21 protein-coding genes are annotated in these 20,966 nt (G+C 52.8%); 4 read left to right on the top strand and 17 right to left on the bottom strand.

The annotated features are described in order from the left end of the window. Window positions 1-18: 18 nt before the first annotated feature. Both SH528x_RS10070 and SH528x_RS10065 read left to right on the top strand, forming a co-directional pair. Window positions 19-1,299 (top strand): DUF4303 domain-containing protein, encoded by a 1,281-nt coding sequence (locus SH528x_RS10070; RefSeq protein ID WP_442510396.1) that lies wholly within the window; start codon window positions 19-21, stop codon window positions 1,297-1,299. 481 nt (window positions 1,300-1,780) lie between these two features. Then, window positions 1,781-2,731, top strand: coding sequence for a prolyl oligopeptidase family serine peptidase (locus SH528x_RS10065; protein WP_442512107.1), 951 nt, complete (start codon window positions 1,781-1,783; stop codon window positions 2,729-2,731). Between the two features lie 102 nt (window positions 2,732-2,833). On the opposite strand, the gene SH528x_RS10060 is transcribed toward SH528x_RS10065, so the two are convergent. Next, a complete protein-coding gene (locus SH528x_RS10060) occupies window positions 2,834-3,040 on the bottom strand; it encodes a hypothetical protein (RefSeq protein WP_442510395.1) in 207 nt (68 codons plus the stop codon). A 209-nt stretch (window positions 3,041-3,249) separates the two neighbouring features. Here SH528x_RS10060 and SH528x_RS10055 point away from each other — a divergent pair, with 209 nt between their 5' ends. Beyond that, window positions 3,250-4,848 (top strand): bifunctional metallophosphatase/5'-nucleotidase, encoded by a 1,599-nt coding sequence (locus tag SH528x_RS10055; protein WP_442510394.1) that lies wholly within the window; start codon window positions 3,250-3,252, stop codon window positions 4,846-4,848. Window positions 4,849-5,161: 313 nt separating this feature from the next. On the opposite strand, the gene SH528x_RS10050 is transcribed toward SH528x_RS10055, so the two are convergent. From SH528x_RS10050 to SH528x_RS10000, 11 genes are all read right to left on the bottom strand, one after another. Further along, window positions 5,162-6,529: a hypothetical protein gene (locus SH528x_RS10050; RefSeq protein WP_442510393.1), complete on the bottom strand. Its 1,368-nt coding sequence runs from the start codon at window positions 6,527-6,529 to the stop codon at window positions 5,162-5,164. Between the two features lie 300 nt (window positions 6,530-6,829). Continuing rightward, complete coding sequence (locus tag SH528x_RS10045) at window positions 6,830-7,519, bottom strand: histidine phosphatase family protein (protein ID WP_442510392.1); 690 nt, start codon at window positions 7,517-7,519, stop codon at window positions 6,830-6,832. Then, window positions 7,516-7,935: an STAS/SEC14 domain-containing protein gene (locus tag SH528x_RS10040; RefSeq protein ID WP_442510391.1), complete on the bottom strand. Its 420-nt coding sequence runs from the start codon at window positions 7,933-7,935 to the stop codon at window positions 7,516-7,518. The genes SH528x_RS10045 and SH528x_RS10040 overlap by 4 nt, the downstream gene beginning before the upstream one ends. A gap of 32 nt (window positions 7,936-7,967) precedes the next feature. Next, a complete protein-coding gene (locus SH528x_RS10035) occupies window positions 7,968-9,350 on the bottom strand; it encodes a DUF2254 domain-containing protein (RefSeq protein ID WP_442510390.1) in 1,383 nt (460 codons plus the stop codon). Then, a complete protein-coding gene (locus SH528x_RS10030) occupies window positions 9,343-11,733 on the bottom strand; it encodes a phosphoketolase family protein (protein ID WP_442510389.1) in 2,391 nt (796 codons plus the stop codon). The genes SH528x_RS10035 and SH528x_RS10030 overlap by 8 nt, the downstream gene beginning before the upstream one ends. A gap of 311 nt (window positions 11,734-12,044) precedes the next feature. Beyond that, window positions 12,045-13,421, bottom strand: a complete 1,377-nt coding sequence (gene nhaA, locus SH528x_RS10025) for a Na+/H+ antiporter NhaA (protein WP_442510388.1) — start codon at window positions 13,419-13,421, stop codon at window positions 12,045-12,047. A 297-nt stretch (window positions 13,422-13,718) separates the two neighbouring features. After that, window positions 13,719-14,201, bottom strand: a complete 483-nt coding sequence (locus SH528x_RS10020) for an alpha/beta fold hydrolase (RefSeq protein WP_442510387.1) — start codon at window positions 14,199-14,201, stop codon at window positions 13,719-13,721. Further along, entirely contained in the window at window positions 14,185-14,571 is a 387-nt protein-coding gene (locus tag SH528x_RS10015; protein ID WP_442510386.1) for a DUF302 domain-containing protein, read from the bottom strand. Before SH528x_RS10015 ends, SH528x_RS10020 begins: the two co-directional genes overlap by 17 nt. Before the next feature lie 186 nt (window positions 14,572-14,757). Further along, window positions 14,758-14,919: a DUF3309 family protein gene (locus SH528x_RS10010; RefSeq protein ID WP_442510385.1), complete on the bottom strand. Its 162-nt coding sequence runs from the start codon at window positions 14,917-14,919 to the stop codon at window positions 14,758-14,760. Window positions 14,920-15,003: 84 nt separating this feature from the next. Further along, entirely contained in the window at window positions 15,004-15,261 is a 258-nt protein-coding gene (locus SH528x_RS10005) for a hypothetical protein (RefSeq protein WP_442510384.1), read from the bottom strand. Between the two features lie 67 nt (window positions 15,262-15,328). After that, a complete protein-coding gene (locus SH528x_RS10000; protein ID WP_442510383.1) occupies window positions 15,329-15,718 on the bottom strand; it encodes an STAS/SEC14 domain-containing protein in 390 nt (129 codons plus the stop codon). A gap of 557 nt (window positions 15,719-16,275) precedes the next feature. On the opposite strand from SH528x_RS10000, the gene SH528x_RS09995 reads away from it, so the two are divergent. Next, complete coding sequence (locus SH528x_RS09995; protein ID WP_442510382.1) at window positions 16,276-16,497, top strand: thioredoxin domain-containing protein; 222 nt, start codon at window positions 16,276-16,278, stop codon at window positions 16,495-16,497. A gap of 8 nt (window positions 16,498-16,505) precedes the next feature. Here the strand turns inward: SH528x_RS09995 and SH528x_RS09990 are convergent, their stop codons facing one another. The 5 genes from SH528x_RS09990 to SH528x_RS09970 all read right to left on the bottom strand — a co-directional run bounded on the left by SH528x_RS09990 (window position 16,506) and on the right by SH528x_RS09970 (window position 20,816). Next, on the bottom strand, window positions 16,506-17,189 hold the full coding sequence (locus tag SH528x_RS09990) for a peroxiredoxin-like family protein (protein WP_442510381.1): 684 nt from the start codon (window positions 17,187-17,189) through the stop codon (window positions 16,506-16,508). Window positions 17,190-17,332: 143 nt separating this feature from the next. After that, window positions 17,333-18,220 carry an alpha/beta fold hydrolase gene (locus tag SH528x_RS09985; protein WP_442510379.1) on the bottom strand — a complete coding sequence of 296 codons (888 nt, stop codon included), beginning with the start codon at window positions 18,218-18,220 and terminating at the stop codon, window positions 17,333-17,335. A 248-nt stretch (window positions 18,221-18,468) separates the two neighbouring features. Then, window positions 18,469-19,170 (bottom strand): haloacid dehalogenase type II, encoded by a 702-nt coding sequence (locus SH528x_RS09980; RefSeq protein WP_442512106.1) that lies wholly within the window; start codon window positions 19,168-19,170, stop codon window positions 18,469-18,471. A 255-nt stretch (window positions 19,171-19,425) separates the two neighbouring features. Next, window positions 19,426-19,767 carry an aldehyde dehydrogenase family protein gene (locus SH528x_RS09975; RefSeq protein WP_442510378.1) on the bottom strand — a complete coding sequence of 114 codons (342 nt, stop codon included), beginning with the start codon at window positions 19,765-19,767 and terminating at the stop codon, window positions 19,426-19,428. Between the two features lie 458 nt (window positions 19,768-20,225). After that, a complete protein-coding gene (locus SH528x_RS09970; protein ID WP_442510377.1) occupies window positions 20,226-20,816 on the bottom strand; it encodes a hypothetical protein in 591 nt (196 codons plus the stop codon). Between the last annotated feature and the right edge of the window lie 150 nt (window positions 20,817-20,966).

Genomic DNA, 20,966 nt, shown 5'->3' with positions numbered 1-20,966 from the left:
ATACAGGACAAATGAATCGTGGACTGGAAAAATTTCGAACTTGTATTGCTCGCCGAGTGTGAGAGGGCGTTTCAACGTTGGCTTGCCGAGCATCCCGGGCACACAGTCTATGCATTGGCTTTTCACGAGAGCTATCGCGAACTCGACGGGCAGATGAACCTTCCTCAGTTGGCGGTGAATAGTCTGGAGGCTGCTCAACAGATCAAGTCGGCAGAAGACAACGGACTCAAGTGGAATCCGGCTGATTGGACTTGGCAAAATGTACTCGCGATCGAAGAAGAGCCACTCAGTCAGTTGGCAGACGACCTGAACGAAGAAGCCAATCGCAGCACCCAGAACCATTGGCGGAAGACGGAAAAGCGATTTTTGTCGGTGCTGGTTCGCATTGCGAAGTCCATTCGGAAAACGTTCGAGCGGGACGAACGGACGACGAAAGACTTTGTCGTCTATGTCAGCGATGAGGCTGAGGACATCCTGCGACGTTGTGTACCTAAAAGTCTCTTCGAACGACTCTTCGCTGAGTATGCCCCCAAGAGCCAAGTAGATGCGTCTGTGCTGCTAGCTGATCGCATGCCGGAGTACTTGGAAGCTCCTTGGTCGTTTGAAGAGGAGATTCTTTCGCTCGGTGAAAATTCGATCCCCGCTTTGCTTGAGTTCCTCCCGTCGAAGTATGGGTACTACGGAGCTGTCCTGCTGGGAAAACTGGGCGTGCGAGATCAAATAGTGATCGATGCACTGCGAGGAGGTTGCGGCAGTGGAGGAGGGCTGGCTGAATCGAGCGCTCAAGCACTCTTCAAGTTAGGCGACATCGATTTCCTTTTCGAACAGACGTGTGTATCTGCAACGCGAGTCCAAGCGGTCGCTGCAATCGTGAGTGGACTGAAATCGCAGAGTTCGGGCCCACTCGATTATCGGTTTGCTGAAAAACTCTTGAGCTCCGGGGATCCTGAAGTCGTCGAAGTCGTAGAGGAACAGCTGAAGCTCGGTAGCTCGCTATGCGAAATCGGTTTGTCGGATCTGGATGAAGCGTTTCGCGGGCTAGAGTCTTCGCATCTGGTCATTCGCTGGCATGCCGTGTCCGTGCTGGGTGACCGCAGCCTGGGGCGCAAGGCGGCGAAGCAAGTCTTACCCATTTTGGCGAAAGGACTAGCAGATCAAAATGCTACCGTCCGCCGCCTAACGCTGTTGTCGCTGGCTCAATGGAAGGCCGCAGCTAAACCGTACCACGATCAAATGCTCCGACTGAAAGAAGATCCAGACCGTGAAGTGAGGATGGTGGCAACCTACGTGTTCGAATAGTCCGGTATGGTCCGTCCGCGACTTTCACGCCAAGAACGGAATACTCGACCCGCAGGATGCCTAGCCCACGGAAGTGGAGTGGGCCAGACAGATTGGCTACTTAAGATTGACGTGGATGGGAAAAAAGACGATTGGCCGATTCCAACGGAGCCGGTTAGTCAACATTCGTTGTCGATCATCACGCCACCAGAAGGACAACATTAGGTGGAGAAGAATCACAGCCGGTTAGATACAGGCGGGGCGAGATTTTAAGTACTATAGAGCGTTTTAGTACACGAAAAGGGGTCTGACCCTCTCCGGCGAGGCAAGAAACTCAACAAAAGCGACTCGCTTCCAAAGGGTCAGACCCCTTTTCGGATACTCTCTTAGGCTCGGCGGCGTTACGGGCTCAATCCAATGATGAAACGTCGAGTCAGCAATTTCCCCAGAGGTTCCCCACGTGGTAGCGATAGCGACTTACCGAAGATGTGTTTTGTTTTTTATGTTCATCGTCTTGGCTCGTGGTTTCGACGCGATGGCGCAGCCTCCGGTGACAGCGGCGAAGCCGTCGGCAGGTGAACGAGAATCGATCGGTTCGATTTTTGAAAAACCGACGTATCCAGTAAAAGTCACGCGTGGCTTGCCCTACGCTCAAGGGATGATCTATCATCCCACCGATCCGCAGCGTTGCTATCCGCGAAATCTGACGCTTGATGTTTATGAACCTGACGAAGCCACCGTGCTGAATCGTCCCGTCGTTTTGCTGGTGCATTCCGGCGGTTTTTGGACCGGTGATTCGTTGATGCGGTCAATGGTTCGCGCCGGAAACTATTTTGCCGAGCGCGGGTGGGTTTGTTTTTCTATTAACTATCGTCTGCACGGTGATCGAGCAATCGCGCCAAAAGGTTGGTTAAAGAACCGCCCCACCTATGCTGCAACACGAGACGCAAAGGCGGCGGTTCGTTGGATCCGTGCCAATGCAGAATCGTATCGCGTGGACGGTGATTCGATCGTTGTTTATGGCGGATCAGCAGGCGGTTACATCGGTGCAGCTCTCGCAGCTTCGGATGAAGAAGACTTTCGCGACGAACTGCTGTCAAACGATGCCGAAAACGAACTACTGCAAGCGACTCATCTGGACCAATCCTCGCGTGTCCAGGCGGTGGTGAGCCATTGGGGATCGGGGCTCTTGCTTGATTTGCTGAAAGAATATGATGGGCGAAATCGATTCGATTCCGATGATGCCCCCTTGCTGATCATCCACGGGACACAAGACAAAATTGTTCCCTATCATCATGCAGAAGACTTACTAAAGAACTATCGAAGCAAGATCGAACGTATCCGACTCGAAGGCTTGGGCCATTCGGCATGGAACGCCAAGGTCAACGGTGATTCGCTTCTCGATTCGGTGTATCCGTTTATGCTAGAGGCCTTGAATCTGTCCGCTCAATGACGGGGAAACAAAAAGGGGACGGGGGCGATTAGCCTTCGTCTGAAGTGCGTCGACCTAGTTGTTCTTCTTTTAGCAACCTCGGGGTGGTGTGGTTGGCCGAGCCTAGTTCGCTCGCAGGTCTGCTTCGTCCATTCGTCCTTGCCGTCGATTCGGTTTTGGACAACGGAGGTGATGGCCGCTTCGAGTTCGATGTTGGAAAGTGGTCAATGGATCGCCGATCATACAATTGATTTCGCTGTCCGCTCCCGGATCGGGAATCGACAGGTAGGCTCCGGCATCGATCTGCACCGCCGTATTGTCGGCCGACATATCAGAAAAGCTCAGGAGAGAGTGGGCGCATGATTTGCAGACATGGTTGCAGTTGAAACAGGTTCGGCTCGTTCCAGCATCCAACCTCCTCCTAGCTTCTTGCGGAGGCAAAGATTGGAGACCCTGTCGTTCACGGATCAAGACGTTGACCCCAATATCGAAATGGGCGGCTATCCCTACGTCCCGTTCAAATAACTGGTGTTACAACCATGAAAATCTTAAAAACCATGATGCTCAGTTTTCTGCTCGCTGGATTGGGCTGCTCAATGAGTGAAGCCGAGGAGAAACATACAGCGATCAGTCCGACGGAAGTGACGATCTTGCATACTTGCGACTTCCACGGTCGGCATATGCCATTTCGTGTCGTTTCAGAAGATGCAACGTCCCAAACCGGCAACCCTCAAAAGCCAGAAAACCATTTCGGGAAAGAGGGCCGTATTGGCGGCTTCGAGGCATTGGCTTCCGCCGTTGAAAGAGTTCGTCAGAAGCGGGGCGAGCAAAATGTGCTACTGGTTCATGCGGGCGACACTTTTAGCGACGACCTTCTCGGAAACCTCACTCAGGGGGAAGCCGTTATTCGCATGATGAATGCTGTCGGCTACGACTATATGGCTCTCGGCAATCATGACTTTGACTACGGCGTGGAACAAACTCGTCATCTGCAAAAACTCGCCGCCTTTCCGCTGCGAGGAGCGAACATCATCGAGCAAGAAACGGACCAGCCGTTCTTGGGCAAGCCGTTCCACGTGTTCTCGGTGGGCAAGGTAAAGATTGCCATTTTGGCTCTCGGCTACCACAACACCGATCAAACCACCGCGCCAAAAAATATCCAGGGGCTTCGCTTCGTCAACGGAATCGAAACCGCCCGCCGCTACGTTCCTGAACTCCGTCGTCAGGCGGATGTGGTGGTGATTCTGTCTCATCAAGGAACAGCGGTGGACAAATTGCTAGCCCGTGAGGTTGACGGAATCGACCTGATCATCGGCGGCCATTCTCATGACCGCCTCCATCCGGCGATCACCGTCAATGGAACCCAGATTGTCCAAGCCATGTCCGACACGGCGGCTCTTGGAGAAGTTCGAGTCAGCCTTGCTGATGGACAGATTGTCAAGATTGAAGACGAACTGCACATGCTCTGGGTCAAGGATTACTCGCATCCAAAAATGGCCACGTTGATTGCCGACATCCGTCAGCCTCATCGAAAGAAGCTCGAGGAAGTCATCGGGATGGCGAAGACTCTTATCCCCAGAAAATACAAACACGAGAGTCCCTTCGATGTTCTGGTTGCCGACTTGCTCCGTCAAGAAACAGGAGCCGAGGTCGCGTTGCTTCCGGGGGTCGGATATGGAATCACGTTGCCTCAGGGGAAGGTGACTCGTGAAGATCTTTTCACGCTGTTACCGCATCCGGCCAAACTCGCAACCTTTACGCTTACAGGCCGACAAATTCATGACGTACTGGAGCAGTCGGCTACCAATCTGGAAGCAGAGAACCCGCTGGATCGTGTGGGCGGACTCGTTCAGACCTCGGGAATGACATGGACGCTCGATTGGGCCGGCCAACAAGGAAAGCGGGTTCGTGATGTGCACGTTAACGGGATGCAATTGGACAGGAACAAATCCTATCGAGTCGCCTCGCACAGTGGCATGTTGAACGGTATTCACCGCTACGATGACATGCGAGACGCGGAAGAAGTCAAGGTCAGCGAAGAGAGCGTTGTCGATATCGTGGAACGCCACTTTCTGCGATCCAAATCAATTGTGGCTCCCCAACCTACAAGCATCACTCTGATTCCAAAGCCCCGCTAATCAGATTTATTCGTTTCTTGGCATGACGTCAAAAAGGAGCGAATGATGCCTAGTGCTTTGTCCGACTTTGATTTTGAGGTAGTGGATCTTGCAAAAGATCCTCTGACATCCAAGAAATCTCCCACACCCGCGAAACAGGGAGCTTTAGCAAGCTCCACTACATTAGAAGCCCCAAATTTCAACCTAGACGAAGCACTAGGACGCTCGTGGGCGAGATCTTGCACACACAACTGTGATCGCAATCCTGAACACGATGTGAAAACAAAGGTCGGTGATGTTGAGTCTGTTTAACGTCGCGATCGACGACGCTTATTTACAGGCCGGTCATCAGTACATGCTCTCCTTCGACAACGTCCGCATTCTGAAATCCCTTCTCGAATTTCGCATCGATCACTGCGGACGCGTCCGGAGTGTCTCTGTTAATCAGCTTCGTTGGCTGATCACGAAGGACGTCGTCACGGTCCAAATAGAGTCGTAGCTGTACCTTTCCAGGAGGAATGGTTTCACCCTCGGACGCAAAATCGTCTCGCTGATCGTCGGCCGCGATCACGAACAGGGAACCATTGACCATCTTGCGTGGCGTCACTTTACATTGAGTGAAAGCGATGGGAGTTGGGGACCAATCATCCATTTCCGGATCCCAACGGTGAACAAATATTTGAACCGTTGACAAATTGGGCCAGTTCGTGGGAAGCCCTTTGATGCGGATCACGTGCTCGGTTGGATACCAGTTGTCTTTGGGAATCGCTTTGCCATCCCGATAGCCCCCTGTGGCAGCCAGTGCATAGTCTTGCAGCCAAGCAGCGAACGCTTTGTACGATTGATCGTCCGTGTGCATTTTGATGCCGCCCAGGTGCGAGACCGGCGCGACCGAGGAAGGCTTGCCCAGGTTCCCACTGGCATCTTTGGCGGGAATCTTGGCCGTCGGTTTTAGCAGCAGCAAGCTTTGTAACGGGGAGTCCACGTTGATCAACGGAAGATCGTTGCCATGCCGCTTTCGACTGTTTGCGATTAACGATTGCAATGTCTGCTCAGGAGTCTCCTTAAAGATATTCATCTTCGCTCCAAACTTGGCGACGAACTCTTTGTTTCGTTCCATTGGCTTTTCGTGCATCGGATTATCCGTGTCGAGCTCTGCCGGTGTATGACACGGAAAACATCGCATGCGTTGAGACCAAATATTTCGCACGAAGGAATCCAAAACCCGATCTTTGCGGGAGTGCCGAACGACCTCCACAGACGCCTTGGGACCAGCCGCAACGCTAGGCTGGATCGCCGCGGCATTCACCAAGTCCGAGTCTTGGCAGCAGGCTACGATCCAAGACGCAAATGCTTCATATTCTGCGTTTCGATTCTTTGCATGAATTCGCTTGGCTAACGAGTCCGAATCGGATTCGCCCATCTCGATCAAGTGCAGGATTTTTGACTCGCGTGGACGATTAACGTCAACCAAGCCCTGGTCTCGTAGTGACAGGAACGTCTCACGACTGGACGGTCGGATGTAGTCCTTTAGGTCTACAGACGAAAGATGACACTGCACACAACTTGAGGGATTCGGAGACTTGAAGATCGGCATGATCCTCTGCTCAAACACGGAAGCGGGGTCTGGCTCGGTTGCAGACGCATGTCCCCCAAACGCGATCAGGGTGACAACAAAAATTGCATAGGCGGTTCGTTGCATGGCGATCATCCATTTTTGACGGGAATGTAGCTCTTCTGAAAGTGTATCCGATGTTCAGGATCGCCGGTAAGCTGCCAATTTCAAGTAAAGTTAAGTGCGTCGCACTACTTTCGAACCCCTTCGGAGATCGTGCCGAAGAGAGCCGGGTATCGATGCCGAGTTTAGTAACATCAATCGAGGTCGTGGCAGCAAGGTTCACTGCAAACCCGGGAATCAATTTGCTGAGGATCGTTTTGATCTGCCTCTGATTCGTGAAGTCGAAGGCAATCAGCTATTTCACGAGATTCCCTTTTCCGCATGTTACGAAGCGGCAGGAGTTTCTCCACCTTCATTGTCCCAGCGCTCAATCGCGTTCTCATATACCGCAGCCGCGCTGCCATTTCCGCCAACAGATGAATCACCGAATCGTTCGAGCGAGGCGGAGTTCCACAACGCGATGGCAGGCTGATCGGTGCGGTCGTGTTCGTAGCAGAGAATGCTCAGTGACGCGGTATCAAGCAAAAACGGCTGGGCGTGTTCGACCGACAGCCCGATCCAACGCGCGGCGAGCACACGACCTAGATGACTGTGCGAAAAAAGAGCGACATCGCCATCCAACTCGATCAGTCTGTGAATCAGTCGATCAGCCCGCGCAGAGATTTGTTCTGGCATTTCACCGTTGGGGCAGCCGTCTCGAAAGAGATTCCATCTAGGTCGCGTAGCCAAAATCTCATCACCAGTTCGGCTCTCGTAATCACCGTTGTCCCACTCGATCAAGTCTGCGTCAACTTTCGCTTCGTTCGACAAACCCGCCAACTCGCATGTTCGTCGCGCGCGTTGCAGCGGGCTCGTCAGCACATGTTCAAAAGTGAACAGCCGAATCCGCTGGCCGAGTTCGCGTGCTTGCTCTTCGCCATTTTTCGTCAGCGGAATATCGGCGCGACCGCTGTGTTGCCCGGTAAGCGACCACTCCGTCTCGCCATGCCGCATCAAAAATAGTCGCAAAGTCATTGCTGGCCTCCCACCGGTTCGGCGCGAATGGATTTCTTGGCTGCTGAGACGCCGCTGCTCCTGAGCCAATTCAGTGCGTCTTCGTACTCGGATTCGCAAAAATGCCTGACGTTTGGATGCACAAGCTGAGACACGATCCTTGGCAACTCGGCCAGCAAAACATTGTTGCTGACCACTGCCAGTTTCTTGATTTTTTGGTGATAGCTCTCGATAAGCTGCAAGTGAGCAAAGGCGGCCTCGAGGTTTATCCCGCCCGGAAGGGCCTTGGCGAAGACCATTACGCCAGCGAGGGCGTCATGCTCCGCAAGAAAGGGATCAATTTCGTGGGGCACAGCCTCAAACTCGTCCGCTTCGAGTGGAGATGACGGTTCGAGAATGAGTATCCCTTCGGGCAAAAGCAGTTTGTGTTTGAGCATGGGAATTCCTTTTTCTATTGAGTTTTTCAAATTCAGTTACGCACGACTGACGTGTTCTCATCGCACTTGTAGTCACGCCCCTCACCTGTGCATGAAGCAGGCTCGCCTTCGAGTGCTTCGCGCACACGTGCCAGCCGTGTGTCGATCCTCGTGCGGTCATGCGCGGACTCGACGGAACGCTCGGCCAACTCGGCAATCCATTGCACTTGCTCTCCAATATCGCGGCGACGGCTTGGGCTGGCCGTCAAACTGGCAAGGGTTTCAAGGGCACCGAGCATCCGCGACATGATGGCGACGTCGCCGTTGGCGTTGCTTCGAATTTGGTCGAACGATTCGGCCAGCAAGCTTTTAAAGGTCGGGCCTTTTGCAAGCACTCGTAGTTCCCCATCCTCGTATCGACGCGATGAGGGAATTTGTCGTTGCACTAAGCGGGCCAGAATCGCCGTTAAATAATCGACGCACATGATGGCGGTCGTCGTGTCGTTGATGCTGGGAGAGAGTGCTTTCAGCGCTATATCGACGATCTGCCTGATCCCGAAGGCCGCATCCTGATCCACCGTACGGTGGCGGCTAATGCTGAATATCGCCTGGAGGACCTCGATCGTTGCTTGATCCGGAGGATCTTCCAGAGCAAGTGAGGCCAAAGTGGTGTTCTCGACAACAAACTCGCCAATTCCGTGATTCATCCAAACGATCGTGTTCTTGTCCCGTGCGAGCTGAACGAGCTCGTCGTTATCCACACTTTGGATATAGCCACTCTCACTGGCCTTGACCGGTTGCCAGTTCCACTCGGATGGCGGTCGGGCTGGTCGCTCGTCATCTTCGTTGTCCACGACTTGTCCGACGCTGCCTGGAAACAGTCGGTCGACAGCAGCGATCGTTTCCTCTGCGACCAAAGCAATGATGCTGGAAGCCTGGATCGAAGAGGCGATGTGATGAATGAAGAAGATCAGAGCTCCGACACCACCGAGTGCGAGAACGAAACCGAAGGAGACCGCCAAATTGGGAACAAATGCACCCTCATCGCCGCTGCGAATTGTGCGCAATACAATCAGGCAATAGGTGAAAATTCCTGAGAAAATCCCCAGGACGACCTGAGTGACACGGCTACGAATGAAATTTCGCATGATGCGTGAGGTGTATTGGCTCGAAGCCATCGCCAGTACCATCAAGACCATCGAGAATGTCACGCCCACCACGGTCATCATGGAGCCAGCAATGGTGGACATCATTCCTCGAGCGCCTTCCGCACCGGCCCCAAACAGTCGCGGCCACTGCGACAGCCATCGGTCGCTCACGGCGGCGTCTGCCTCAATCAAAACTGCCGCGAGCGCGATGCTGGCCACGACAATCATCGAAGGCATAAACCAGAATCTCGACCGCAAATTGCGCCACAGTTGACTGAATCTATTCACGGGTCGGCTCCCACTTCCAGTTGAGAATCTCGGGCATGTCCAGACCCTCCTCGCGGATGTAAGCCGAGTGTTCCTTCAGTTTGTCCATGAGTTGCTGTTTCAACTGAGCACCCTTGTCGCCGGTCTGAGGCACGCGGTCGATGGTATCCATCACCAAATGAAAACGATCGAGATCATTCAACACCGTCATATCGAACGTCGTCGTGATCGTCCCTTCTTCCTTATAGCCACGTACATGCAAATTGTGGTGATTGTTTCGACGATAGGTCAGCTGATGAACCAGCGACGGATAGCCGTGAAACGCGAAGATGATCGGCTTGTCGCGAGTGAATAGGGCATCGAACTCTTCATCGCTCAGCCCGTGCGGATGTTCCGATGCCGGTTGCAACTTCATCAGGTCGACGACATTTACCACGCGCACTTTGAGTTCCGGTAAATGTTCGCGCAGGATAGAAACCGCAGCCAGGGTCTCAAGTGTCGGCACGTCACCGCAGCAGGCCAAGACAGCGTCAGGTTCGGCATCGCCATCGTTGCTCGCCCACTGCCACTTGCCGATGCCCGCCGTACAATGCTCAATTGCTTCGTCCATCGTTAGCCACTGCGGGGCCTTATACTTGCCGGCGATGACGACATTCACATAGTCCCGGCTGCGCAGGCAGTGATCCCAAACCGACAACAAGCAATTCGCGTCAGGCGGCAAATAGACGCGAACGATCGACGCCTTTTTGTTTGCGACGTGGTCGATGAAGCCCGGGTCTTGATGTGTGAAACCGTTGTGCGCCTGTTGCCAGACGTGCGATGCAAGTAGATAGTTCAGCGACGCGATCTTTTTGCGCCATGGAATACCGGCCGTGACTTTCAGCCACTTGGCATGTTGGTTGAACATCGAATCGACGATGTGAATGAAGGCTTCGTAGCAATTGAAAAGCCCGTGCCTTCCGGTAAGCAAATAACCTTCCAACCAACCTTCGCACTGATGCTCGCTGAGCATTTCCATGACCTGACCATCACTGGCAAGAAACTCGTCATTGTCTTGTGTGCGAGCTTCCCATTGCCGATCCGTCACTTCAAAGACGGCGCTGAGACGATTGGAGAGTGTTTCATCAGGCCCAAAAATACGAAAGTTACGTTGCTGTTTATTCAGCTTGGCGATGTCGCGAAAGAACTCGCCCAGAACATGGGTATCCGCCGCTTGGGCCGCACCGGGATCCGGGACATCGACCGCGTAATTCCTGAAGTCCGGCATGACCAGGTTCTTCAGCAGCAGACCACCATTGGCATGGGGATTCGCTCCCATCCGCCGCTTACCGACCGGAGCCAATTCAGCCAGCTCTTCAATCAGTCGCCCGTGCTCATCGAACAGTTCTTCTGGCCGATAGCTTGTCAACCATTCTTCGAGCAGTTCAAGGTGTCCAGGGTGATCGTCGTCGATTTGCAGCGGCACTTGATGGGACCGGAATGTCCCTTCGATCTGTTGGCCGTCGACGAATTTCGGTCCCGTCCAGCCCTTGGGCGAATTGAGCACTATCATTGGCCAGCGTGGTCGCGATGCCTTGCCATTCTCGCGTGCATTGGATTGCACCTCTCGAATCTCATCAACTACTTCATCCATGACAGCGGCCATCCGCTTGTGCATCGCTTCGGGTTCATCCCCTTCGACAAAATAGGGTTTCCACCCGCATCCCTTCAGAAACTGCTTTAGTTCCTTGCGAGTGATACGTGCAAAGACTGTCGGGTTCGCGATCTTGTAGCCATTCAGATGCAGGATGGGCAGTACGGCTCCATCGGTGATCGGATTCAAAAACTTGTTCGAGTGCCATGCCGTTGCCAAAGGTCCCGTCTCTGCCTCACCATCGCCGATGACACATGCCGCGATCAGATCCGGATTGTCAAATACCGCTCCGAACGCATGACTGAGCGAATAGCCGAGTTCGCCACCTTCGTGGATCGAGCCTGGACATTCGGGAGAGACGTGGCTGGGGATGCCGCCGGGAAACGAGAACTGTTTGAACAGTTTCTTGATGCCAGCCTCGTCCTGCGTGATCTCCGGGTAGACTTCGCTGTAAGTTCCTTCCAGATACGTATTGCCCACGATCGCGGGGCCGCCATGTCCCGGTCCGGAGATATAGATCATGTTCAAATCGAACTGTTGAATTACCCGATTCAAATGAACATAAATAAAGTTCTGTCCGGGCGTGGTCCCCCAATGGCCCAGCAGCGTCGGCTTGACATGAGATCGTTGCAGGGGCTCCTTGAGCAACGGGTTGTCATACAAGTAAATCTGCCCAACCGACAGATAATTTGCTGCTCGCCAATAGGCATCCATTTTGTGTAGGAGATGCTTGGTGCGCTTGCTTGCCTGTTTTTTGGTGATTGTGCTCATCGCGAAACTTTTTCTGATGGATTGTTCAAGCGTGGTGCAGCTTGAGACGTGATTTCGATTGAGGTGGCTGTGTCTTGAATCGACCCGCCGATCAAACTACCTGGACTCGCTGTACCTGGACTCGTTGCACCTGGACGCGGACAACGCGATCTCGCGTTGGCGTACTGGCGATACAGACAGTTTTACATCGCGAACTATCCACACCCATTGAGCGATTGACCAAAGCAGGATGGCGGATTCCACTACGCCAGTATTCCTGGCAGAGATTTCTTTTGATGATTTTCAAAACTGGTGAAAACCTCAGATCCATATTACGGTCGCGTCAGCCGATCTTCGGCGGACCTTTTAAGCTGACGAAGCATGAGCCACCCGCCGGCTCCAGCAACCACCGAGGCAGACAGGATTGCCAGCTTTGCTGTCGTCAGCTGGGCCTCATCAGCAAACGCAAGTCCGGCGATAAAAAGCGACATCGTAAAACCAATGCCAGCCAGACAAGCCAGACCCGTGATCCATCGCCATGAAACGCCACTTGGAAGAGTCGCCACACCCACCCGGACTGCCAACCAGGAAAAGCCGACAATCCCGATCGGCTTCCCCAGCACTAGCCCGACAATAATGCCCAACGCGACGGGATCTATCAATGCGGACGCGAGGTCGCCACTAAAGCTGACTCCCGCATTGGCAAGTGCAAACAGTGGCATGATCACGAACAGCACCCAGGGATGCATGATGTGTTCCAGGCGTTGAAGCGGTGTCTCCGCTTGATGAACCGCCGTCTCTAAAGAATGCAGAGCGTCGCGTTGCAGTGAGTTGGGAGAAACGTTTTCTTCCGGCGGTTCGGCCTGCTCGAATACCTCGATTGAGCCGCGACTTTGCGGCAAGAATTGCGCGGCGTTAATCCGCACTCTGGCTGGAATTGCCATGGCGCCAATGATGCCCGATAGCGTGGGATGCACACCCGATTGAAGGAAACCAAACCACACCCCCAATCCAAGCAGAAAGAACACGAGCGGGCTACGAATACCCGCTCGATTCGCGATCAGCATGGCAAGGAAAAAGCAGGCAGCAAAAACCAAGCTCCACCACGACAAGTCATCGGTGTAAAACAACGCAATGACCATCGAGGCGCCGATGTCGTCAACGATGGCGAGCGCCGTAAGAAACACCTTCGCGGACAAAGCAACGCGATCCCCCAGCAGAGCAAGCACACCAATCGCGAAAGCGATATCGGTGGCCATCGGCACACCCCAGCCGCTTTGTCCGTCTCCCCCAAAATTGAAAATGGAGAACAGGATCGCAGGGACGATCATCCCACCGATCGCCGCGGCAAGGGGCAAGGCCGCTTTGTCGCGAGACGACAACTCGCCCACAAGTATCTCGCGTTTGATTTCCAAACCGACCAGAAAAAAGAATGCGGCCATCAACGCGTCGTTAATCCACCAATGAAGCGATTCCGAAAGAGAGAATCCTGCCAGGCTGATCTCGAACTTGAGATGCCACAGATCGTGGTAACTTTCCGCCCATGGCGAGTTGGCCCAAACAAGGGCGACGACCGTGACGCCAAGCAGCAGAATCCCACTCGTGGCCTGCGCCCGAAGGAATCGCTGAAATGGCCCAAGGATTTTCTCGATCGGCGCTTCAGGTTGATCGGTTGACGAGTTGAAATCGCGCGAAGGATCTTGAGGCATAGCTTGCTACCGAAGCCCCTTCTTGATCAGTTCGGCAATCTCATGTGGCTTGATGACGGCGATGCTCATTTTCTTTATCCATTGGATCTCTTTCCGAAGTAAATGTGAGACAGACCGTGAGCCTGTCCCGCTGGCATGAAGGTTCGACATTGCTTACGAGTCGTCCTTCACACAATCTTGCCAATGGCTCGCCCCGAAGCGACCTGAGCGTGTGTGTGTCGCCGATTCGCCGCATTAACCGGTGAAAAACACGATTGTCCGTCCCGCGTATCAGCGTCTTCAGCGCACTCTCGAATTTCACGAATCGCCTTGCTTGAACTGGTTCAAAAAGTCGAGGATTGCGGTTGTGAATTCCTCGGGAGCGTCCTGTGGCACCCAATGCGAACAGTTTTTTATCGCGTGCAATTTTGCATTGGGCATGTCCTTGACCAATCGTTCGGCGGTCGAAACTGGTTGCCAACGATCGTCTACGCCCCACAGCATCAGAGTCGGTTGTGACATCCGGCTCAATCGGCCGGTCAACGGGGTGGTGTGGTTGGTATTCAGGCTGGCCGCATTGCGCACCATGCTGACAATTCCTTCCGGCTCCAGATAAGGCGCCATGATTCCTTCACGAAACTCGTCTGTCAGTCTTTCAGGGCGTGACAAACCGAATTCAAAAGCCTTTTCCAATAGCTCCTTCATCTCCTCGGGCTTCATCTTCGCATTGCGAGGATGGCCCAAAGCGAGCATTTCATCAACGGGCCAACTGTCGTAGGCGACACTACCCTGTCGCTGCATCCTTCATGATCTGAACCAACGTGTCTTCCACTTCCTGCGCAACATCTTTCAATTTGGGGGAGTCGAACATTGCCAGCAGTGTGGTTGGTTTGAGCGTTGCCAATGTCGTTTTGCCGCCTTCTTCGTAGATCGAGATGCGACAGGGTAAAGCAGTGCAAACGCTCATATTGGCATCGAGTACTTTCTTAGCTTGTTGCGGCTGGCAGACCTCAAAAATCAAACACTCGTGACTGAATTCCACGCCCTTTTTCTGCATCGTTTCTTGCAGATTGTGGACTTGCATGACTCCAAAATGATTGGCGGTAACAGCGAGCTGCAAAGCGGCAGCGGCGTCGGTGACCGATTTGTCACTGGTTAGCTTGATGAGCATGGGGGTTCCTTAGACTGGGTTTCATCTGAATCATTGAAGTTCACATTGAGTACTCTCATGGTGACGCACTTGCCATCGTGTACTGCCGCCAAGCACTCAATACCACCGAGTTGTTCACGCCAGTCCATCAGCAGGCTAACTTCCGCAGCTTGGTCCGGTTCAGCCAATGACTTTTTGGAGTGACCATCAAAACGGCAGACGTCCCATTAGTAGTAGTACTAGCAGGATGACGACGACCAATCCCAAAACGCCGCTCGGGCCGTAGCCCCAACCTCGACTGTGCGGCCATGTGGGCACTGCTCCCAGAAGCACTAAAATCAAAATCACGAGTAAGATTGTGCCTAACATTTTCATCTCCTAAAGAATCAACGTATCTTGTCTCATACTGGCAAAAGCAAATCGCCTTCTCGCCATCGTAGTGGTCTCTAGTCATCACTCCGTATTCAACGTCTCTGTCGATTGCTGATCAAGTTCTTCCGTCTTGGCTTTGGCTTCGCCCGTCAGTTCGTGGACCTTATCTTTCACGGCATCTGCATCCGCTTCCATTTTGTTTGGGTCCACCGTCAAGTTGACATTGACCTTGCTATTCTCAACATCGCCACTTTGGGTTGACATCGAAAACCAACCTCGATAGAAGCCAAAGCCTCCAACCAAGACCATCAACAGCAATAGCGCACCAAATATCTTCATTTCATCACTCCTTGTTTAAGCTGAGTTGACTCGACGCACGTAGCACGGTGCAACGTCTTTGCAATCATCAACACGTCGTCTGACTCGCTGACACGACGCCTTCGTGAATCCACAACGATGCCGCATCCGATTTGGTCTCATCAAAGTATCGCACCGTCGCGGCGGTGAACGGCTTGCAAAATGTGGCCATCCCCGCCTCCCACTTCTTGTCTCCAACAAAAGCGAGTCGTTCGATGTGGGAATAGTGATGGACGTCGAATTTGATATCCTCCCATACAGCTCCGAGAGTCCATCCATGGAAGTCATGCATTTCTACAAGCATACGAATCTTGCCATGCTTTTTGACGGCTTGCTCTACCTCGGGTGTGAAGTGCGCGTAGTCTTCCTTCTTGAGCTTGCCGCTAAGCTTCAGAATTAAAAGCTTGCCATTAGCTTCCGCATGCAAATTGACTGTCATGACGATCGTCTCCGTTAGCTTATTGGTTTCATTGTGGTCGCTTTCCTAATGTCTAATTGTATTCCTAGTAAGTGGTTCGCCCCATCGAGTGTGCGCTGATACCGAGATGGCGGATTCCACCATTGCTTGCTTTGCACCAGATGTTTGGTGACGGAATTTAGCCAAAAATTTTGCTGGGCAAAAAGATTCTACAACGCGTGGAAGGGAAAATCCGTTATTCACGACGAACCTGTATTTCTACGACCTTAGTTTTTGCCTTCACATATTTTTGCCCACTTATGACAGGAGTGGCTAATTCCGCCACGCAAATTTCGGTGAAGCCTCGATACACGACAACTTCGACTTGCCCAACAATGCGAATTCTCAGTGATTTTTCGATGTCGGCGTGACCGACTCAACCCGGCCTGCGTCCCAGCACGCATGTTAATTGAAACGATCCACAACGATCGATTCCGCTGAATCCATCCGCATCCGCAACTCGATTCTTAGGTGATGGTGGACTCTGCCATGATGAATTGGTGAACGCCTGACTGCACTGCGACAGGGATGACTTGAACATGAATGGCCAACTCCCACAAGCGATAAAGCATCCCGACGATCACATCATCGGTGATCCTAATGCGCAAGTCGCCGTTGTGGAGTATGGCGACTACGCGTGTCCCGACTGTGGTCGGTTGCAAGACGTGCTTCGACAGGTTTACGACGAATCAGGAAAGCCGCTCAAGTATGTGTTCCGGCACTTGCCGTTGGTATCAAAAGTCGCAGGGCTGGTAGTTTGACGCGAAAACTATTTTGCGGCGGCTCTAACAGCTTCGACAACATCCGCTGGTTCGGCTCGTTTCTTGTAGTCCGCATCGAGAAAGGCGTAAGTAATTTTGCCGGATTTGTCGATGACGTACGTCGCCGCAAGAGGCAGCTCCATTGCGTCGTTACCATTGAATTCGGCCAATTTTATCTTGTCGCGATACGCAGGAATGATTTGTTCCGCCAATTGAAAGACGATGCCGTACTTTCGCGCGACCATGTTGTTCTTGTCATGCAGCGCGACCATGTCCAAGTCATTCGCATCCGCCGTTTCTTTGGCCTTCTCGGGCAACTCTGGAGTCAATACGACCAGTTTTGCCCCGGCGCTTTTGATCTTGTCCATGCTCTGCTGCATGGCACGAAGCTGAAGGTTGCAGTAGGGACACCAGCCTCCCCGGTACCACATCAGCACGATCGGCCCGTCTTGCCAAAGTCCGCTTAGTTTGACACTCTCGCCATCCCAGCCCGATAGCTGGGCGTCGATTGCGGCATCACCGACCTGTTTCGCAGACTTCGCGATGCCGGTTGCCCGGGCCGCCTCGATGCCTGCGGCGTATGCTTTGTTAACCTCGTCCGAAGATTTTTCCGCGTTGGCTGCAGCCCTATCGTCGAGCGATTGGGATAAAGTTGGATTGTCACTTGGTCGTGTTTGCGTTTGATTGGCCATTGTTACATTCTCCATGAGTTCAAAAATATTGTTGACGACATGTTGTGGTCTAGCGACGTTCGGATACAGCGCCTTGCTTGGACGTTTGACGCTGGCACGATGACTCCGAGCCATCGTGCCAGCGATCTGAAATTGACATTCATTCAAGCTGTTCCAACCGTTTGCGTATTGCAATCGGCATTTGTCAATGTGTTCAAGAATTCGAGGATCGCATTCCCGTATTCTTCGGGCGCGTCCTGCGGCACCCAATGAGAACAATTCTTGATCGCGTGCAGTTCTGCGTTGGGCATGTCTTCGACCAACCGTTCGGCGGTTGAGACGGGTTGCCAACGATCATCGACGCCCCACAGCAACAGTGTCGGTTGCGATATCTGATTCAGCCGTGCTGTCAACGGCGTCGTGTGATTGGTGTTCAAGCTGGCCGAATTACGCACCATGCTGACGACCCCTTCGGGTTCCAGATAAGGTTTCATGATTCCTTCTCGGAACTCATCCGTCAGTCTTTCGGGTCGGGACAAACCGAACTCAAAACTCTTCTCAAGCAGTTGCTTCATTTCCGCGGGCTTCATCTTCGCGTTGCGAGGATGCCCCAAAGCGAGCATCGCATCGACGGGCCAACTGTCGTAGGCGACGCTGTTAGAAAGCACCATCGAACGGACGAGTTCCGGCGAGCGGTCGGCAACGATCATTGCCACGCCGCCGCCGATGTCATGGGCGATAAAGTGAGCGCTAGGGATGTCAAGCTCTGCAAGAAAGCGTTCGACGACATCAGCTTGCATTTCGATGGACCGATCAAAGCGGTCACGACGATCGGAGTATCCGTAGCCGATCATGTCCGGCGCGATGACTCGAAAATCCTCCGAGAGTGGGCCGATGATCTCGTGAAAGAGATACGACCACGTGGGAATGCCATGCAGTAGCAGTAAAGGCTCACCTTCGCCGACGTCGGTATAGGCGACGGTGAGCTCGTCGTCGATGATTCCATCAAGTTTAATTGTCTGTTGACGATTGCGAAAAGATTGAACGTCCATTGTTATCTCCAGTAAAAAAGAGGGTTTAGTGTCATAGCGTAAATCGCAGAAACTTTCGGAAGCGGTTGCCGTGTTACACGGCTGTTGTGATTCGTGTGGGTGTCCACCGTCCACATGACAAAGACGAGGCCGGCACTCAAACGGAGCATCAACAGGCAAATTCCAGTGTTTTTTTTGAGACTGTCGAACGATCAGTAGTAACATCCATCCATTTTCTCCACAGGTTTCGGGTTTATCGAACGCTCAAATCACGGGGCATTCTGTTTCTTTAACTGAACGTTCCGCAGAATTTCTACAAGTTGAGTCAAGTCATCCACGACGTAGTCCGGCCTGGCAACGTTCGGGTACAGCGCCTTGCCCGTACGCTTCACAAAGGCTGTCTGCAGCCCGACGTTTTTTGCTCCGGCCAGGTCCCATGCGTGCGCCGCGACCATCAGGGCTTCGCCCGGTTGGACACCAAGGTCCTTTAGCACCATGCGATAGGTGTCCGGGTGCGGCTTAAACTTTTTGACGCTGTCCACGCTGTAGCGTTTCTCGAACAGGTCAGTGAGACCGGCGCTTTTGAATTGAGTCTCGACTCCGATGGCGGATGAATTGGTCAGACTGACGATCCGAAAACCATCGGCCTTGAGTGCCTTCAGTCCCGCAACAACATCCGGATGCGGAGGCAACGATCGGAGTGGCGTCACGATCGCTTCTTTCGCCTCTTCGTAACTGAGTTCAGTGCCTTTTGTTTCAGCCACCATCATCAGCGCCGCGGTGCCGATTTCTCCAAAGCTGTGATATTCGCCACTCAGTGTCTCCACCAATGAATAGTGCAGCATCGTTGAGAACCAAAGGGGTAAAAGCTCTTCCCGCCCGCCGAGTGCTTTGCCGACAGATTTCTTGAGCGGAGTCATATCGAGTAACGTTTCATTGACATCGAAGATGATGACTTTCGGATATGGCATTTCTTTTCCCGCTTGAGGTTTCTGGTTGGAATCTACGTTCGCGTTCTGAGCAACGACGTAGTTGCCACCGAATGTCAGAAATAGAATGGTCAGAGCACCGGTAATAACTGCGATTCTGTTGGTAAGTTGTGACACTTGTTTAATGCCTTGATGAAATCTTGTTTGGATCGGATGGTTGTTGTTACCGGCGACATTTTGCCGCTGCGGTTCTCTCGTGCTGGAGGCGGCAGGCTGCCACCGGTCCTTATTGACCACTCACACCGATCCGAATTCGGGCGCGTCGATCGGCGTGACACGTACCAGCTTCTTGTTAACAAATTCCTGAATCCCCAAGCCTGAAAGCTCGCGTCCGTAACCGGATTTCTTGATTCCGCCGAACGGCAGGAACGCTGCAGTCCATGTTGGGTGGTTCACAAACACCATGCCTGTGTCGATGAGGCTTGCGATTCGCTTGCCGCGCTCGATGTCCTGCGTAAAGATTGAGCCACCCAAACCGAAGTCCGAATCGTTGGCCAGTGCGGTCTTGATGGACGTGACGCTGTTGAGTTGCGTGATCGCACAGTCGCCATTGTTGTGTTGCTGCCGTACGTCCAACATCGAGTGTCCGCTGGTTATCGACTGGCGGATTCAACCAGTTGGTTCATGAACGACAGACTGAAAGCGACTCATTGGCGCTGAGTCGTTAAACGTACTACCCCTGATTCTAAGCTGAGCAAAACCTAAGGGCATACCATGCCGCTCCGGGCAAGGCCGAGATTCCGTGAGCAACGATGCTCATGACAACAGTAAGCACGGATACGGTCAGGATCTTGTCGGCGTGAGGTAAGTTGAACTCGCCAATCACGAGTAACCCAAACAGCAACGATGCTAACCCGCACGGCCCAAACCATCCGAGGACTACTAGCGTCGTTGGCTATAGGGCTAACGCACGTCGCTCTCGCGAGGAATACGTATCCGGTGGTAACGATGAACAAGTCGACTCAGGAGCAAACAAAAGAATGTTCACGCATTTTGACAATTAACGGCGGATTGCACCTGATCCATCAAAGACCGTATTACCTATCCGAGGATTTGTCCCCACTGTCCGATTCAGTCATTTTCTTTTTCATCTTCTCTTTCATTTTACCCTTCATATCATCCATCTTGCCGTCCATTTTCTCCTTCATCATCTTCATGCACATCGGGCACATTTTTTTAGACGAATCTTCGTCCATTATTTTCACCCGCATCATGGCGACTTCCATCATCGACATCGGCTCGGTTGAATCGCCAATTTGTTCGCGTTGCTCGTTCGTAAGGATTTGTTGCGCCTTTTCACGAGCTTCCATTCCAATGGCAGCCAATTGTGTTTGTTGCGATTCTGTCAGATTTAGTTCTTCGATTCGCGCCATCAGCAATGGCGGTGCGTCGGCGTGCAACTTGATGCCTTTTAAACCAGTCATCATGGGGCAACTCATCGACATTTCACTGTTCTTTCCCTTGGTGCCCGAGCCTTTTGAACTGGATCCTTCCTGTTGTTGCTTCTTCTGAGTTTCTTGGGCAAGAGCACTGGACTGCACAGACCAAACGGCGACGAGTGAAGTGGCCAGCAGGATTGCGCTGACACTGAACCATGTCTTTGAATTAACTCTAGTTTTTGCGTTCATTCAGAATTCCTCGAGTAAAAAATTGACGCCGCACGTAAGTAGATGCGGCAACGGCAGATTGCTTTTTGGTAGAAAGCTTTCGTAAAGTGATTCTTTGAAGATTATGCAAGTGTCGTGCCGCTTCGACAAAGCGTTCCGTAATGTCGAAAA

It is taken from the genome of Novipirellula methanifontis, from assembly GCF_052161655.1.
GTDB lineage: Bacteria > Planctomycetota > Planctomycetia > Pirellulales > Pirellulaceae > Novipirellula.
Note: the sequence above shows the minus strand (reverse complement) of the source record. Positions and strands in the feature narration are given on the sequence as shown.